This window comes from Oceanobacillus alkalisoli (assembly GCF_021556485.1).
Lineage (GTDB): Bacteria > Bacillota > Bacilli > Bacillales > Amphibacillaceae > Oceanobacillus > Oceanobacillus alkalisoli.
The window spans coordinates 1-16,385 of record NZ_JAKGBW010000018.1 but is presented as its reverse complement, the minus strand read 5'-3'; the positions used below and the strand labels follow the sequence as shown (position 1 = coordinate 16,385).

Annotated in this window: 14 protein-coding genes; all 14 read left to right on the top strand. The window is 42.2% G+C overall.

The window, feature by feature from the left end:
- Positions 1-159 precede the first annotated feature (159 nt).
- Positions 160-2,607: a stage II sporulation protein E gene (gene spoIIE, locus LZD48_RS15160; RefSeq protein WP_235763571.1), complete on the top strand. Its 2,448-nt coding sequence runs from the start codon at positions 160-162 to the stop codon at positions 2,605-2,607.
- A gap of 61 nt (positions 2,608-2,668) precedes the next feature.
- Positions 2,669-3,409 carry a vWA domain-containing protein gene (locus LZD48_RS15155; protein ID WP_235763570.1) on the top strand — a complete coding sequence of 247 codons (741 nt, stop codon included), beginning with the start codon at positions 2,669-2,671 and terminating at the stop codon, positions 3,407-3,409.
- Complete coding sequence (gene prkT / locus LZD48_RS15150) at positions 3,372-4,289, top strand: serine/threonine protein kinase PrkT (protein WP_235763569.1); 918 nt, start codon at positions 3,372-3,374, stop codon at positions 4,287-4,289. The genes LZD48_RS15155 and prkT overlap by 38 nt, the downstream gene beginning before the upstream one ends.
- A gap of 57 nt (positions 4,290-4,346) precedes the next feature.
- Complete coding sequence (gene tilS, locus LZD48_RS15145) at positions 4,347-5,738, top strand: tRNA lysidine(34) synthetase TilS (protein ID WP_235763568.1); 1,392 nt, start codon at positions 4,347-4,349, stop codon at positions 5,736-5,738.
- Between the two features lie 25 nt (positions 5,739-5,763).
- Complete coding sequence (hpt, locus tag LZD48_RS15140) at positions 5,764-6,306, top strand: hypoxanthine phosphoribosyltransferase (RefSeq protein ID WP_235763632.1); 543 nt, start codon at positions 5,764-5,766, stop codon at positions 6,304-6,306.
- A 104-nt stretch (positions 6,307-6,410) separates the two neighbouring features.
- A complete protein-coding gene (gene ftsH / locus LZD48_RS15135) occupies positions 6,411-8,492 on the top strand; it encodes an ATP-dependent zinc metalloprotease FtsH (RefSeq protein WP_235763567.1) in 2,082 nt (693 codons plus the stop codon).
- Positions 8,493-8,876: 384 nt separating this feature from the next.
- A complete protein-coding gene (locus LZD48_RS15130) occupies positions 8,877-9,653 on the top strand; it encodes a type III pantothenate kinase (protein ID WP_235763566.1) in 777 nt (258 codons plus the stop codon).
- 13 nt (positions 9,654-9,666) lie between these two features.
- The gene (hslO, locus tag LZD48_RS15125; RefSeq protein WP_235763565.1) at positions 9,667-10,536 is read left to right on the top strand and encodes an Hsp33 family molecular chaperone HslO; all 870 of its coding nucleotides are present in this window, start codon (positions 9,667-9,669) and stop codon (positions 10,534-10,536) included.
- A 21-nt stretch (positions 10,537-10,557) separates the two neighbouring features.
- Positions 10,558-11,463 (top strand): peptidylprolyl isomerase, encoded by a 906-nt coding sequence (locus LZD48_RS15120; RefSeq protein ID WP_235763564.1) that lies wholly within the window; start codon positions 10,558-10,560, stop codon positions 11,461-11,463.
- Between the two features lie 145 nt (positions 11,464-11,608).
- Positions 11,609-12,535, top strand: a complete 927-nt coding sequence (gene cysK / locus LZD48_RS15115; RefSeq protein WP_235763563.1) for a cysteine synthase A — start codon at positions 11,609-11,611, stop codon at positions 12,533-12,535.
- 222 nt (positions 12,536-12,757) lie between these two features.
- The gene (gene folP / locus LZD48_RS15110; RefSeq protein WP_235763562.1) at positions 12,758-13,585 is read left to right on the top strand and encodes a dihydropteroate synthase; all 828 of its coding nucleotides are present in this window, start codon (positions 12,758-12,760) and stop codon (positions 13,583-13,585) included.
- Positions 13,578-13,943, top strand: coding sequence for a dihydroneopterin aldolase (folB, locus tag LZD48_RS15105; RefSeq protein WP_235763561.1), 366 nt, complete (start codon positions 13,578-13,580; stop codon positions 13,941-13,943). Before folP ends, folB begins: the two co-directional genes overlap by 8 nt.
- On the top strand, positions 13,940-14,428 hold the full coding sequence (gene folK, locus LZD48_RS15100) for a 2-amino-4-hydroxy-6-hydroxymethyldihydropteridine diphosphokinase (RefSeq protein ID WP_235763560.1): 489 nt from the start codon (positions 13,940-13,942) through the stop codon (positions 14,426-14,428). The genes folB and folK overlap by 4 nt, the downstream gene beginning before the upstream one ends.
- 113 nt (positions 14,429-14,541) lie before the next feature.
- Positions 14,542-16,026, top strand: coding sequence for a lysine--tRNA ligase (lysS, locus tag LZD48_RS15095; RefSeq protein WP_438822771.1), 1,485 nt, complete (start codon positions 14,542-14,544; stop codon positions 16,024-16,026).
- Positions 16,027-16,385: the final 359 nt, after the last annotated feature.

The window sequence follows — 16,385 nt, the reverse complement described above, 5'->3', positions numbered from 1 at the left end:
ACTGAGTTTACTAGATTTCAAACAGACAGGCGTTCGTGCGTTAATCTTGGATTCTTTATCTCTTTCCGTCGAACGATTTTTAGGACGAGCACTGAAATTTTGACAACAAAAGTTTTCTGAATATGGTTTACTAATCAGAAAAGAATGGAGTGATGGTGAATGATGCAATCGGTTGAATCAGCGGGATATGTCGGTTGGAAAGAAAATATCCAGAAAAAGAAACAACATCCATGGAAAACAAAGGCAAAAGTATTATTTATCGATCGAGGCCTGTTGCTGGTGATGATTGGCTTTTTACTTGGGAGGGCGGTCATTTTATCAGCAGTTTCTCCGTTTGCTTTAGCATTTCTTGCGAGCGTCTGGCTGATGCAGCGGAAGAAAACGCTACACGCGCTGCTTGCCGTTTCTTTAGGGGCAGTGACTTATACATTTGAACATACAGGCTTTATTATGCTTTCTGTCCTTGTATTTCTCATTCTTCTTGCAGTATTTATGCAGCTCAAAAGGGAAAAAGTAATCCTTCCTTTTGCAGTTGGATTTGCGACAATGTTGCCGCGTATTTTCTTCTATTCATTGAACGGACCAATAACTTCCTACGAGTGGCTGCTCATTGTTGTAGAAAGTGTGCTTGGTGCCGTGCTTGTACTTATCTTTATGCAAAGCATTCCTTTATTATCACCAAAACGCTATAAACCAACGTTAAGAAATGAAGAAATCGTCTGTATGATTATTTTAATTGCCTCGATTTTAACCGGTACGATAGGTTGGTTCATTTACGGTGCTGCGGTGGAGCAAATTTTTGCCCGTTATTTTGTTTTGGTCTTTGCTTTTGTTGGCGGGGCGGCAATCGGTTCAACAGTGGGGGTCGTTGTCGGACTGATTTTATCCCTTGCCAACGTGGCAAACCTATTCCAGATGAGCTTGCTCGCTTTCTCCGGATTATTAGGAGGGTTATTAAAAGAAGGAAGGAAGTTTGGTGTTGCGGCCGGTTTATTGGTCGGGACATTACTCATCGTCATCTACGGAGAAAGTTTTACATTGGTGAATTCCTTAACCGAATCTTTTATTGCTATCTTCCTCTTCTTTATTACACCGGCGAGCTGGTTTTCGAGTATTTCCCGCTACATACCAGGCACAGAGGAACATGCACGGGAACAGCAGCAATATTCACAAAAGGTACGGGATGTGACGGCGAATCGGGTGAAACAGTTTTCTGGTGTGTTTGATGCGCTCGCCCGCAGTTTCGCTGTGGCGGAAAGTGATTCATCCAGTCATGCAGCTAAGAAACGGGATACGGATCAATTCCTAAGCCAGGTGACGGAAAGGACATGCCAGAGCTGCTTCATGAAAGAACGCTGCTGGCAGAAGGACTTTGATAAAACGTATCAGCTCATGGAGGGAATGAAGGAAGCTTATGCGAGTAATCAGGAGCCGAGTTTGAAAATAAGGAAGGAGTTTGAGAACCATTGTGTCAAGTCGAAATCAACACTTGAAGTGATGAAGGAAGAGATGACCTATTACATGGCAAACCACCATCTGAGACGTCAGGTTCAGGAAAGCAAGCGAATTGTGGCAGATCAATTATTCGGTGTTTCGGAAGTAATGGATGATTTTGCCAATGAGATTTTAAAAGAAAGGGAGCATCACGAAAAACAAGAAATGCAAATCATTGAAGCGTTAAAAGGACTTGGGATTGAACTGGAAAAGCTCGATATCTATCAGCTGAACAAAGGGAATGTCGATATTGAGATGATGGTCTCCTTCTATGATTATCACGGCGAAGGGGAAAAGCTCATCGCCCCTGTATTAACGGATATTTTAGGAGAGATGATTGTTGTAAAAGAGGAAGAAATCTCCCCGTTTCCAAATGGCTATAGTTACCTGTCCTTCGGGTCGGCAAAAGAATATGTTGTGGAAACAGGAGCGGCCAATGCGGCAAAAGGCGGCGGCTTCATTTCCGGTGATAGCTTTAAAACGATGGAGCTCGGTGAAGGAAAATATGCGATGGCGATTAGTGACGGGATGGGGAATGGTAGACGAGCCCAAGAGGAGAGTGAAGAAACGCTGCGGCTTCTTCAGCAAATTTTACAAATCGGTATCCCGGAAAAGGTGGCGATTAAATCAATTAATTCGATTTTAGCACTACGCACGACCGATGAAATGTTCGCTACGTTGGATCTTGCTGTCATTGATTTGAATCATGCGATGGTGAAATTCCTTAAAGTGAGTGCTGCACCAAGTTTTGTGAAGCGGGGGGATGAAATAGTAAAGATTGAAGCAGGCAACCTGCCGATGGGGATCCTACATGATGTCGATATTGATATTGTTAGTGACCAGCTCATCTCCGGAGATCTTTTAATTATGATAAGCGATGGGGTGTTCGATGGGCCCCGACATGTGGAAAATACGGACCTTTGGCTGAAGCGGACACTAAAAGAAATGAAAACGGAGGATCCACAGGAAATTGCTGATCTTTTACTGGAGGAGGTGATCCGTACAAAATCAGGAGAAATTGATGATGATATGACCGTCCTCGTTGCGAAGATTAACAAGAATCAACCGAAATGGGCATCCGTTCCGATCTATCCAAATAAAGCTCTGGGCTGAGTATATCCTCCCCGTTTTCTGGTGATGCTAATAAAACTAGGAACGGGAGGGTAATATAATAATGAAAAAAGGAACATTAAGGCAAATTTTATTATTAACAGATGGCTGTTCGAACCAAGGGGAGGATCCGGCAGCAACAGCGGCTCTAGCATTTGAGCAGGGAATCGCTGTGAATGTTATCGGTATCCTTGATCATGATGAGAGTGAAGAGAGTCATGGTCTGACGGAAGTGGAAGAAATCGCTCTGTCAGGGGGCGGAGTAAGTCAACTTGTTTATAGTGAAGCATTATCTCAGACGGTCCAAATGGTGACAAAGCAGGCGATGAACGAGACATTACAAGGATTCGTCAATCAGGAATTGAAACAAATTCTTGGAAAAGACCAAAGCCTCGAAGATATCGAACCAGAAAAACGCGGTGAAATTGTGGAAGTAGTCGAAGAACTGGGTGAAACTACTGATCTTGAAGTATTGATTTTACTAGATACGAGCGCAAGTATGCATCATAAACTGCAGATGGTGAAAGCGGCCTTGATCGATCTCTCGATTAGTCTCAATGCCCGGACAGGAAAAAACCGCTTTGCCATCTATAGCTTCCCAGGGAAAAGGAAGAATATCCAAAAGGTGCTTGATTGGACACCGAAGCTTGATTCGATTTCTTCGGTATTTCCGAAGATCACGAGTGGTGGAATCACCCCAACAGGACCTGCTCTTCGGGAAGCCATTTATCAGTTCGGTAAAAAGAGCTTATTAAGGAGTTTCCGTCATGGCGATGAACCGGGATTGGAAGAAACAGGTTACTAGCATACCCCCTGGGACTCTTATCCAAGGGAAATTTAAAGGAAATAATTATATGATGAAGCGGAAGCTCGGTGAAGGGGCAATAGGAACGGTTTACCTTTGTCAGCACGGGAATCAGACAGCCGCACTCAAAATAAGTGAAAAGCAAACATCGATGACCCTGGAGGTCAATGTGTTGAAAGCATTAAAGCAGGTCCGAGGGAATCTTCTTGGGCCTGCTTTATTAGATGTGGATGATTGGCTTGCACCGAACGGACGAACATATACATTTTACGTGATGGAATATGTGCAGGGTGAAAGTGTGCAGCAGTTTTTCAGGAAAAATGGTGCAAGCTGGCTAGGCTTGTTTATGGTCCAGTTGCTGGAGGACTTGGAAAAACTTCATGAAGCGGGCTGGGTATTTGGAGATTTAAAGACCGATAACCTTTTAATTAGCCAAGCGCCTCCGCGAATTCGCTGGATCGATGTTGGAGGAGTGACGCAAATCGGACGTGCTATTAAAGAATATACGGAGTTTTATGATCGGGGGTATTGGGGTCTTGGATCCCGGCGGGCGGAACCAAGCTATGATTTATTCGCACTTGCAATCATCTTCCTCGAAATTTTTTATCCACAGCGATTCTCACGACCAGAGACTAGGCGGGCAAGTTTTTTATTTAAAAGAATAGACAGGGTGAAAGCATTACAACCGTATGCACCGGTATTGAAGAAAGCCATTACCGGAACATACACGTCAAGCAACCAAATGAAGCGTGAAGTAAAACAGATTATCTTTTCCCGAAAAAATCAGAGCAAACGTGAAACAGGGAAAATAGGCTTATTGGAGGCTATGTGGATTTTCCTATTCAGTATCCTTTCGATCCTCACTTCATTGTGCTTTTAGAGGGGAAGAAAACTATGATAATATAAGAACAGTATATACGATGGACGGAGAGACAAAATGGAAAAAGCAGTACGTTCTTTTATAAAAAAACATCAGCTTCTACATAAGGGAGCACGAGTACTTGTCGGCGTCTCGGGTGGTCCGGATTCCGTGGGCTTATTGCATTTGTTGGTGAAATGGAGAAAGAGTTGGGAATTGGATATACATGCCCTTTCCCTTAATCACCAGCTACGGGGAGAAGAAGCGGAAGCAGATTTCACTTATGTAAAAAATATGTGCGAGAGCTGGGGTATTCCGTTTCATGGCGCTAGCTTTGATGTGCAGGCATTCGCGGATAAGGAGGGGCTTAGTACGGAGGTTGCTGCAAGAGAAATTCGGTATAAATTTTTTAAAGAGAAGATGAATGCACTGGAAGCGGATTATCTCGCTCTTGGTCATCATGGCGACGATCAGGTAGAAACACTTGTGATGAAGCTTGTCCGAACAGCATCCTCTCAAGCCTTTCAAGGAATTCCCGTTACACGGCCATTTGGAAAAGGTATGATTATCCGGCCGCTCCTTGCTGTCACAAAGGGAGCAATCGAGTCCTATTGTGCGGAGAACGGAATCCAGCCGCGAATTGACGCAACGAATTTTGAGCGTACTTTTACAAGAAATTATTACCGCCATCAAGTCGTCCCGCTGTTGAAGGACCGGAATGCGAACATAGCAAGAACAGCCCAGCATTTAAGTGCGACGCTTGCGGAAGATGAAGCATTTCTGCAAAAGGAAGCAAAAAGTGCGGTTCAAGAAGTGGTCATTTTTGAAAAAGAAAAGCAGCAGGCAACACTTGAAATTAATTTGTTTAAAAAGTACGACCAATCTTTACAAAGACGTGCCTTTCATCTAATATTGAACTATCTGTACGAAACATTACCTAATCAACTTTCGTATGAACATGAGGAACAATTTCTCACCCTCATCAGAAGCCCCATGGGAAACGCAACACTTGATTTTCCACTAGGCTTGAAGCTGAACCGGGCATATAACAAACTGACTTTTTACTTCGAAGCAAACAATCCTGGGCAACAATTCTTTCATTTAACCTTAGCGATCCCCGGCAAAACCAATTTGCCGGATGGATCCGTACTAACAGCTACATATACAGTTACACGCGATAAAGCTACCCCTTACTCGCTCTACATTCCCGTGGAGAAGGTCACGTTTCCTCTTCATGTGAGAACACGTAAAGATGGAGACCGGATGAGCTGGAAAGGACTTCGCGGCTCAAAGAAGCTAAAAAGTGTCTTTATCGATGCAAAAGTCCCCCTCCATAAGCGAGCGTCATGGCCCATCGTTGTGGATGATGAAGATCACATTCTCTGGTTAATTGGATTAAAAAAAAGTAAACAAACAGAAGAAGATGGGAAGCAGTTTGTAAATATTCAATTTGATAAAGGCAATCAGTAGGAGGATAAGAATGCTAAAGGACAGTATGCATAAGGATATAGAGGATATTCTAATTACAGAAGAAGAAATACAGGCAAAATGTAAAGAAGTCGGAGTACAGCTTTCCAAAGAATACGATGGCAAATTTCCGCTTGCAATCGGTGTATTAAAAGGTGCTCTACCCTTTATGTCAGATCTCGTCCGTCACATGGACATTCATGTTGAACTCGATTTTATGGATGTGTCGAGCTATGGTAGCGGGACGAAATCAAGCGGGGAAGTAAAGATCGTAAAGGACTTGGATACGAAAGTAGAGGGGCGCGACCTGCTTATTATTGAGGATATTATTGACAGTGGACTGACGCTTAGTTATTTAGTCGACCTCTTCAAGTACCGGAAAGCGAACTCTATTAAAATTGTAACCTTGCTGAATAAGCCGTCGGGGCGTACCGCTGCAATAGCCGCAGACCTGGTAGGGTTTGAAGTGCCGGATGCATTCGTCGTCGGTTATGGCTTGGATTATGATCAACGTTACCGCAACCTTCCGTATATCGGGGTGTTAAAGGAAGAGATTTATCAGGAAAAATAGTCCTGAAAAATAAAAAAGCATGATAAAGCTAAATTAGTTGTATAATGACTTTTTCATATGGTACTATGTAATATAGTTTTTCCCGGTATGGGAGGAGGTTGGCAATGAGTCAGATATTTCGTAATGTGTTCTTTTGGGTCCTGATATTCTTCGTCATTATCGGCGTAATCGGCATCATAAATGGCCCAGGAGAAGAAAGTGAACAATATGATGTGGAGCAATTTATAAGTGCTTTAAATAATGGTGAAATAAAAGAATTGACGCTGCAGCCGGCAAATGGAATCGTCCGTTTCACCGGTATATTGAATGATGGTGACCAATCTTTTGTTGCCCAAGTACCAGACAATACAGATGTAATCGCTGAAATTACAACACTAGCAAGAGATCAAAGTATATTAACTGCAGAGGAAGAAGAACGACCAAGTCCATGGATGACATTCCTTACGACTTTAGTTCCCTTCTTATTAATAGGTCTATTTTTCTTATTCATTCTTAGTCAAGCACAAGGTGGCGGCGGTGGTGGCCGTGTCATGAACTTCGGGAAAAGTAAGGCTAAGATGGTTACTGGCGATAAAGAAAAAGTGCGTTTCAAAGACGTAGCCGGTGCGGATGAGGAAAAACAGGAACTTGTAGAAGTTGTCGAATTCCTGAAAGATCCGCGTAAGTTTACAGCAGTTGGTGCACGAATTCCGAAAGGGGTACTTTTAGTAGGACCACCTGGAACAGGTAAAACATTACTAGCCCGTGCTGTTGCGGGAGAAGCTGGAACACCGTTCTTCTCCATCAGTGGTTCGGATTTCGTTGAGATGTTTGTAGGGGTCGGTGCATCCCGTGTACGTGATTTATTTGAAAATGCGAAGAAAAATGCGCCATGTATTATCTTTATTGATGAAATTGATGCAGTCGGACGTCAACGCGGTACAGGTCTTGGTGGCGGACACGATGAACGTGAACAAACATTGAACCAGTTGCTTGTTGAAATGGATGGATTCAATGCGAACGAAGGTATCATCATTATCGCTGCTACAAACCGTGCAGACATTCTTGACCCTGCCTTGCTGCGTCCAGGTCGTTTTGACCGTCAGATCATGGTGGATCGTCCAGATGTTAAAGGACGGGAAGCGGTACTGAAGGTTCACGCACGTAATAAACCATTGGATAGTACTGTTGATTTGCAAGTAATTGCCCAGCGCACTCCAGGATTCTCTGGTGCAGATCTTGAGAACCTGTTGAACGAAGCAGCGCTCGTTGCTGCAAGGGATAACCGAAAAGCAATATCCTCACTTGATGTCGATGAAGCGACAGACCGAGTGATTGCCGGAGTTGCGAAGAAGAGTCGCGTAATTTCGGAAAAAGAAAGAAATATTGTTGCCTATCATGAAAGTGGCCACACCGTAATCGGAATGGTCCTGGATGATGCGGACGTCGTACACAAAGTAACGATTGTACCCCGAGGTCAAGCGGGCGGTTATGCGGTCATGCTTCCGAGAGAAGACCGTTACTTCATGACGAAGCCGGAACTGTTTGATAAGATTACCGGTCTGCTTGGTGGACGTGTCGCCGAGGAAATCATCTTTGGCGAAGTGAGTACGGGAGCACATAATGACTTCCAGCGTGCAACAAGCATTGCTCATAAGATGATTACTGAATACGGGATGAGTGATGAAATCGGTCCATTGCAGTTCTCCAGTGGAGATGGCGGCAATGTATTCCTTGGTCGTGATTTGCAGAATAACCAAACATACAGTGAAAAAATCGCTTATGAAATTGATAAGGAAATGCAGAACTTCATTAATTATTGTTACGACCGTGCGAAGAAAATCCTTACCGAGCACCGTGAGCAGTTAGAGTTAATCGCTCAGACGCTTCTCGACGTTGAAACACTTGAACGCCGTCAGATCGAATCCCTTTTCCATAAAGGTGTTATGCCAGAGCCATTGGAAGCTATCGTGGAAGATGACGATGTGAAGGTAACTATTCATTCTAAAGAAGAGGAAGACGACACAGAACAAGTCGGTAAGTCTTTTGAAGAAGTGAAAAAAGAAGTCGAAGAGAAAAAGCAAGAAGAGCATGAAGATGAAGCTAAAGACGACTCTAATAATAAGTGGCATATCAATGACCCAATCATGGGTGAAAAACCAACAACTCCAGCAGATGAAGATGACAATAATAATAAAGATAAATAATGAATCAAGAAAGCAGCCATGCTAAGATCGTGGCTGCTTTCTTTGCTTGGTGCAAAGGGAACTATAAACTAAAAATACTGTGAACAACTTTAATTCCTAGCGTTAGCCACGTCCGCTCTGCGCCCAGCAACTATCAAACTTCACACTCCTCCAATCGATAAAGAAGACTTGCTGATTGGCTTCAGCCAGAGACTTAGTCGCACTTATACCCTTGTGGTGAAAGTCAACATCGGCTCCTTACGTCACCGTGTTTCCTTTATCTCCCTTCCGGAGTGCTCCAGTTTGTACGTTGCTAAACGGACGCTTACGCCTTTGTTCTGATTTTCTTTTTTGCTGTGACCTATGCTATATTTAAACTTAGAAAAATAGGAAGGTTTGATTGTTATGTTATTTGTTCTGGATGTGGGGAATACAAATACCGTTTTAGGGGTTTTTGAAGGGGACAACCTATTGTATGAATGGCGAATTAAAACCGACCGCCATAAGACGGAAGACGAATTTGGCGTGCTCATCCATTCCTTGTTCGACTATAAAGGAATTACATTCGCTGATATAAGCGGAGTCGTCATTTCCTCCGTTGTACCACCCATTATGTACGCGCTGGAAAAAATGAGCCGGGATTATTTCGCGATTGAACCAGTCGTTGTAGGGAAACAGGATATTTCCAAATATATTAAAATGAGTTACCCTAATCCAAAGGAAGTCGGGGCAGACCGGATTGTGAATGCTGTGAGTGCGATTGAGCATTACGGAGCACCGGTAATCGTCATTGACTTTGGTACAGCGACGACTTTTTGTTACATCGATGAAAATAGTTCTTACCATGGTGGAATCATCTCGCCTGGAGTTAATATTTCCATGGAGGCATTATATAGTAAAGCGTCCAAGTTACCAAAGATTGAAATCAAAGGAACGAAAAAAATTATTGGGTCGTCAACAGTTGAAGCGATGCAATCTGGAATTTATTACGGGTATGTATCCTTGGTAGATGGTATAATTGGCAAAATAAAAGAAGATATCAACCAGGATGTTCAGGTGATTGCTACTGGAGGAATCTCTGGCCTAATCGGTAAAGGTTCGCGAACAATTGATGTCGTGGATCGCCATCTGACTTTAAAAGGATTGTGCATTATTTATCGCAGGCTAAAAGATTTTCATTAAAGGAGATATAGACATGAAAGATTATTTAATTAAGACAACTGCTTATAACGGGAGAATCCGTGCATATGCAGCAACATCCACTGCGACGGTGGAAGAAGCAAGGAGAAGACAGGATACATGGGCAACTGCCTCTGCTGCATTAGGTAGAACGTTGACGATTGCTGGTATGATGGGTGCCATGTTAAAGGGTGAGGACTCCAATACAATTAAAATTGAAGGTGGCGGCCCGCTTGGAGCGATTGTAGTTGATACAAATGCAAAAGGACATGTACGCGGCTATGTATCGAATCCTCATGTGGACTTTGAGTTAAATGAAAAAGGAAAGTTAGATGTAGCGCGTGCTGTAGGAACGTCAGGTAACTTGAGTGTTGTGAAAGACTTAGGACTCAGAGATTATTTCACAGGTGAGGTTCCAATTGTTTCGGGTGAAATCAGCGAGGATTTTACGTACTATTTTGCGACCTCAGAACAAGTACCATCAGCAGTTGGCGCAGGAGTGTTAGTGAACCCGGACCATACGATTTTAGCGGCCGGCGGATTTATCGTGCAAGTAATGCCTGGTGCGGGTGAAGAAGTAATTGAACGGTTAGAGGAGCAGATACAAGCTTTCCCGCCAATATCCAAGTTAATTGAAGAAGGATATACACCAGAGCAGCTTTTAGGAAAGTTATTTGAAGGGGAAGAATTTACGATTCATGAAAAAATGCCTCTAGAATTCCGTTGTCGCTGTTCGAGAGAAAGAATTGCTAATGCAATAAGCGGTCTTGGCAACGAGGAAATTGATGCAATGATCCAAGAAGACGGCGGAGCAAGTGCGACTTGTCATTTCTGTAATGAGAAATATGAGTTCACACCAGAAGAGTTGGAAGAATTGAAACAATAAACGAGGGAGTAAGAAAATCGTATGTCAAGAAAATTACTATGGGGGATTATCACTGTCCTCCTTATTACAAACATAGCCACCCTCCTGTTCATGAGTCAGAATGATGATGTCATTGTGAGTGAAGACGGCGAAGAAAAGGCAATCAGAAGTAATGAACCCGTTGCAACGATTGATGGAGAAGATGTAACGTATGCTGATTGGATGACCGTTCTTCGTGAAAACCACGGAGAAAAGGCGTTACAATCCCTAATTGATCGCCATCTTGTCTCTAAATTGGCAGAAGAGAAGAATATTGAAATCAGTGAGAAGGTTATTGAAAGAGAACTTGCTTATTTAACATCCATGCAAGGCCCACTTGAAGAAGAAGAGCTGGCAAGAGCGGAAGAAAAATGGAGAGAAGAAGTTATTTATCGCTACCAACTCGAATTTTTACTGACAGAAGATGTCCCCATCCCGGAAGCTGAAGTAGAAGAGTATTATAACGTGTATAAAAATCAATATGATTTCAGCCCCGCCATGCAACTATCCCATATTCTTGTGTCTGATATGGAAACAGCGGAAAGAATCTATGGGGAGCTTGAACAAGGAGCAAACTTTGAACAGCTGGCAAGGGAAAATTCCATAGATGATGAAACGAAAAACAGTGGAGGTTACCTGGGATTCATTAATACGAGCAGTCAGTTTTTCCCTGACGGTTATGAAGAGATTGCAAATGAGATAGGAGAACATTCTTATAGCACGCCGTTTGCAGCAGGTAACGGAGTCGCTATTATTTATTTACATCAAGCGCTCCCGGAAATTGAGTTCAGCTATGAAGAAATTAAACCATATGTGGAAAACGAACTTGCTTTGCATGAAAAGAATATCTCACTTCAAGCAACACCATTATGGGAAGAACATGAAATAGACTGGCTCTACGGCAACTAAACAAAACGTTGGTACAGCACGCAAAAAATTGCTACTTCCATAAATTCCATAAATCAGTCTGTTAAAACAGTTGACAAATCAGTTAATTAAACATACATTATAATTAACAATTCATATAAAAATGCTAGGAATTAGGAGTGATCACATGCGCGTGGCAAATGATATTACCAAGTTAATCGGGGAAACACCAATTGTGAAATTAAACAATCTGACAGATGAAGACTCAGCTGACGTTTATGTAAAACTTGAATTCATGAACCCAGGGAGTTCGGTAAAAGACCGGATTGCTGTATCCATGATTGAAGCAGCGGAAAAGTCGGGGGATTTAAAGCAAGGAGATACAATTATCGAGCCAACTAGCGGAAATACAGGAATTGGACTTGCGATGGTGGCTGCGGCTAGAGGGTATAAAGCAATTCTTGTTATGCCAGACACGATGAGTCAAGAGCGCCGCAATTTATTACGTGCGTATGGTGCGGAACTTGTTCTTACACCAGGAGCAGATGGAATGAAGGGTGCCATTAGCAAAGCGAATGAACTAAAAGACAAGCATGGATATTTTATGCCGCAACAGTTCGATAACCCAGCAAATCCAGAAGTCCACGAGGCAACTACAGGAAAAGAAATCGTCGATCAAATGACAGATGGCCTTGATGCATTCATTTCTGGAATTGGAACCGGTGGAACAATTACAGGTGCGGGTAAAGTATTGAAAGCTCATTTTGAAGGAGTACAATTATTCGCTGTAGAACCAAAAGATTCTCCGGTTTTATCTGGTGGTTCTCCGTCCCCGCATAAAATTCAAGGAATTGGGGCGGGCTTTGTACCGAAAGTGCTCGACACAGAGCTTTACGATGGCGTCATTCAAATTGAGAACGACGAAGCATTTGAAGTATCTCGTAAACTTGCAACAACAAACGGTATTCTTGGCGGAATTTCTTCCGGAGCGGCAGTGGCGGCAGCTCTTAAAGTTGCTAAAAAGTTAGGCAAAGGAAAGAAAGTGTTAGCCATTTTACCAGATAACGGGGAACGTTATTTATCAACTGCCCTATATCAATTTGATGAAGAATAAGAAGCTTGATATATAGAGGATTAGCGGATCACATCTGCTAATCCTTTTTGTTTGTGGAAAGATAAGTATAAATCCTCTCTTCCTGCATAAGTGCAGCTAAAACATTTGCAAAAAAGGCTTGGTGAAAGCTAAATCTTCCAAGGTAATAATAAACAGGTGCCTGTATTTTAGGAATATGATAGGATAAAGGAATAAAGTGACGATGAGGAGAAAGAAATAAACATGATTTTAAAAACAAGATCGAAACAGTTACATTTGCTAGAGCGAACGCATATTATGGGGATTCTAAACGTAACCCCTGATTCCTTCTCCGACGGTGGCAGCTATACTACAATAGAAAAAGCTGTTGCACAAGCAGTCCGAATGGTTGAAGAAGGTGCAGATATTATCGATGTCGGCGGTGAATCAACACGTCCCGGACACACCCCCATTACGAGTGAGGAAGAGATTTCGCGGATTGTTCCAGTCATTCAATCCATTAAGACGAAAGTGCAGGTGCCAATATCAGTAGATACGTTTAAAGCAGATACAGCTGAAGCGGCAATTGAAGCTGGAGCGGATATTATTAATGATATCTGGGGAGCAAAGAAGAACCCTGAGATTGCAAAAGTAGTAGCGAAGCATCAAGTTCCGATCATATTGATGCACAATCGCACAAATGAAAATTACAATGATTTGATGGAAGACATGCTGGAGGACTTAAGAGAAAGCATTGCCATTGTAAAAGCTGCGGGTGTTCCTGATGAACATATAATTATTGATCCTGGAATTGGGTTTGCCAAGTCACGGGAAGATGATTTACGAGTCATGCAACAGCTGGAAAGACTGCAAGAACTTGCTTATCCTCTGTTACTCGCAACATCAAGGAAGCGAATGATCGGTCATATCCTTGACGTTCCGTCGGCTGAAAGAGATATTGGCACTGGAGCTACAACTTGCCTCGGGATTGTTAAAGGTGCTCATATGGTGCGGGTCCATAATGTCAAAGTAAATGCGGAACTTGCGAAGATGACAGACGCGATGCTTGGAAAAGGAGCATATCATGGATAAAATAATTTTGAAACAATTACAGTTCTACGGCTATCACGGCTTATTTCCTGAAGAGCGTAAACTTGGTCAGCGTTTTACAGTTGATCTTGAACTCTTCCTTGATTTATATCAGGCGGGTACAACAGATGCGATGGAGGATTCGGTCCATTATGGAGAAGTATTTGAAGTCGTTCAAAGCATTGTCGAAGGAGAACCGAAGAATCTGATTGAAGCAGTTGCTGAAACAATTGCGGCCAGACTCCTCGGAAATTTCCAATTGCTTTCTGCCTGCCGCGTACAGGTCACTAAACCGAACCCGCCAATTAATGGACAGTATCATTCTGTTGCCGTAGAAATTTATAGGGAGAAAAAAGAATGAATAAAGCATATATTGCACTAGGGACAAATATCGAACCGCGAGACTTTTACTTGAGTGAAGCATTGAATTTGCTGGAAGCACATGAATCAATTGCTATTCAACAGCGTTCATCGATTTATGAAACCGATCCGGTAGGGTTTTTGGACCAAGCTGATTTTTTAAATATGGTGATAGAAATTCAAACCTTGCTTGACCCGCTTGAATTATTGGATACGACTCAAGGAATAGAAGAGAAATTAGGCCGAACTCGCGATATTCGTTTTGGTCCGCGGACAATTGACCTTGACATTTTGCTCTATAATCAAGAAAATAGTACAGAAGACCGTTTAACATTGCCGCATCCGCGTATGTGTGAACGTGCTTTTGTGCTCGTTCCGCTTGCAGAAATTGCAAGTAATGAAATACTGCCGGACACAGGTAAAGCAGTTCGGGAACAACTTGCAGAACTCCCGCAGAAAGAACTGGATACAGTAAGGAAAAAATAATTCAAAGAAAAGGCTCTGCCGGTGTTTACTGGTAGGTTTTTCTTTGTTGTGGTACGCTTAAATAAAATTCCAGGATAATTCATTTTTACATATATCAAAGACAGGAGTGATTGATGGTGTCAGAAGAACTTACAGAGCAAATGCAGGTGCGAAGAGATAAGTTGAAAGATTTACGGGAACGGGGAATCGACCCGTTTGGCGATAAGTTTGAAAGAAACCATTTTGCCGCAGACTTAATTAAAGATTATGATATTTTTTCTAAAGAAGAATTAGCAGAAAAGGCTATTCCAGTAGTTGTTGCAGGTCGGATTATGACAAAACGAGGCAAAGGGAAAGCTAGTTTCACCCATATTCAAGACATGAGCGGTCAAATCCAAATCTATGTACGTAAAGATGAGGTTGGCGATGATGTTTATGAAATGTTTAAAACGCTTGACCTCGGAGATGTTATTGGAGTATCCGGTAAGATGTTTAAAACAAACACCGGAGAACTTTCCGTCCAAGCAGAAGAACTACAATTAATGACGAAAGCTTTACGTCCGTTACCGGAGAAGTATCATGGGCTGAAAGATGTGGAGCAACGTTATCGTCAACGCTACTTGGATTTAATCACGAATCTTGAAAGTCGTGAAACTTTCATTCAGCGCAGTAAAATCATTCAAGCGATGAGACAGTATTTGAATCAACAAGGGTTTCTTGAAGTTGAAACGCCAATGATGCACAGCATTCCTGGCGGAGCGGCAGCACGTCCATTTATTACCCATCATAATGCGCTAGACATTGATCTTTTCATGCGAATTGCTATCGAATTACATTTAAAACGTCTCGTTGTTGGTGGGATGGAAAAGGTATATGAAATTGGACGAGTCTTCCGTAATGAAGGAGTATCGACCCGTCACAATCCTGAGTTTACAATGATTGAGCTTTACGAGGCATATGCAGATTATAAAGATATCATGCGACTCACGGAAAATATGATAGCTCATATTGCACTTGAAGTGCTTGGATCGACAGAAATCTCATATGGTGACTACACAATCGAATTGAAGCCAGAATGGAAGAGACTCCATATGGCTGATGCTGTAAAAGAAGTAACCGGTGTAGACTTCTGGCAGCAACTTTCTGATGATGAAGCACGTGCATTAGCGGAAGAACATAATGTAAAAATTACCGAAAGTATGACATTTGGACATGTTTTAAATGAATTCTTCGAGCAAAAAGTGGAAGATACACTTATTCAGCCTACATTTATATATGGTCACCCAGTAGAAGTCTCTCCTTTAGCGAAGACAAATAAAGAAGATTCCCGCTTCACGGATCGCTTTGAATTATTCATTGTAGGTCGTGAACATGCGAACGCCTTTAGTGAGCTGAACGATCCGATGGAACAACGTAAACGATTCGAAGCTCAGGTGGCTGAAAGAGATGCAGGAAATGATGAAGCTCATTTAATGGATGAAGATTTTATTGAAGCATTGGAATATGGGTTGCCGCCAACCGGAGGGCTCGGAATCGGGATTGATCGTTTAGTAATGTTACTAACAAACGCACCTTCCATCCGCGACGTCTTATTATTCCCGCAAATGCGTACAAAATAAATATTAAAAAACAATATCCAGTTTACTTTTATAGTAAGCTGGATATTTTATTTTGTAAGCCTATAATAGGAAGAAATTAATTCCAATACTTTTTTTAAAAAATAACCTTGCATTTAAAACTCAAACATGGTACATTTATATTCGTTGCCAAAACAAGCGCAACAAAACAATTGAAAACAACGAAAAAGATTAAAAAAAGTTGTTGACATTACTTTTCGAACGTGTTATATTAGAAAAGTCGCCGTTAAGAAACGGCAAACAAAATTTGCTCTTTGAAAACTGAACAAAACAACCAGTATGAAAAAGAGGTAAGAAGTAAAACGTTGGATTGATCTAACGAAAGCTTTTTATCCCTGAAT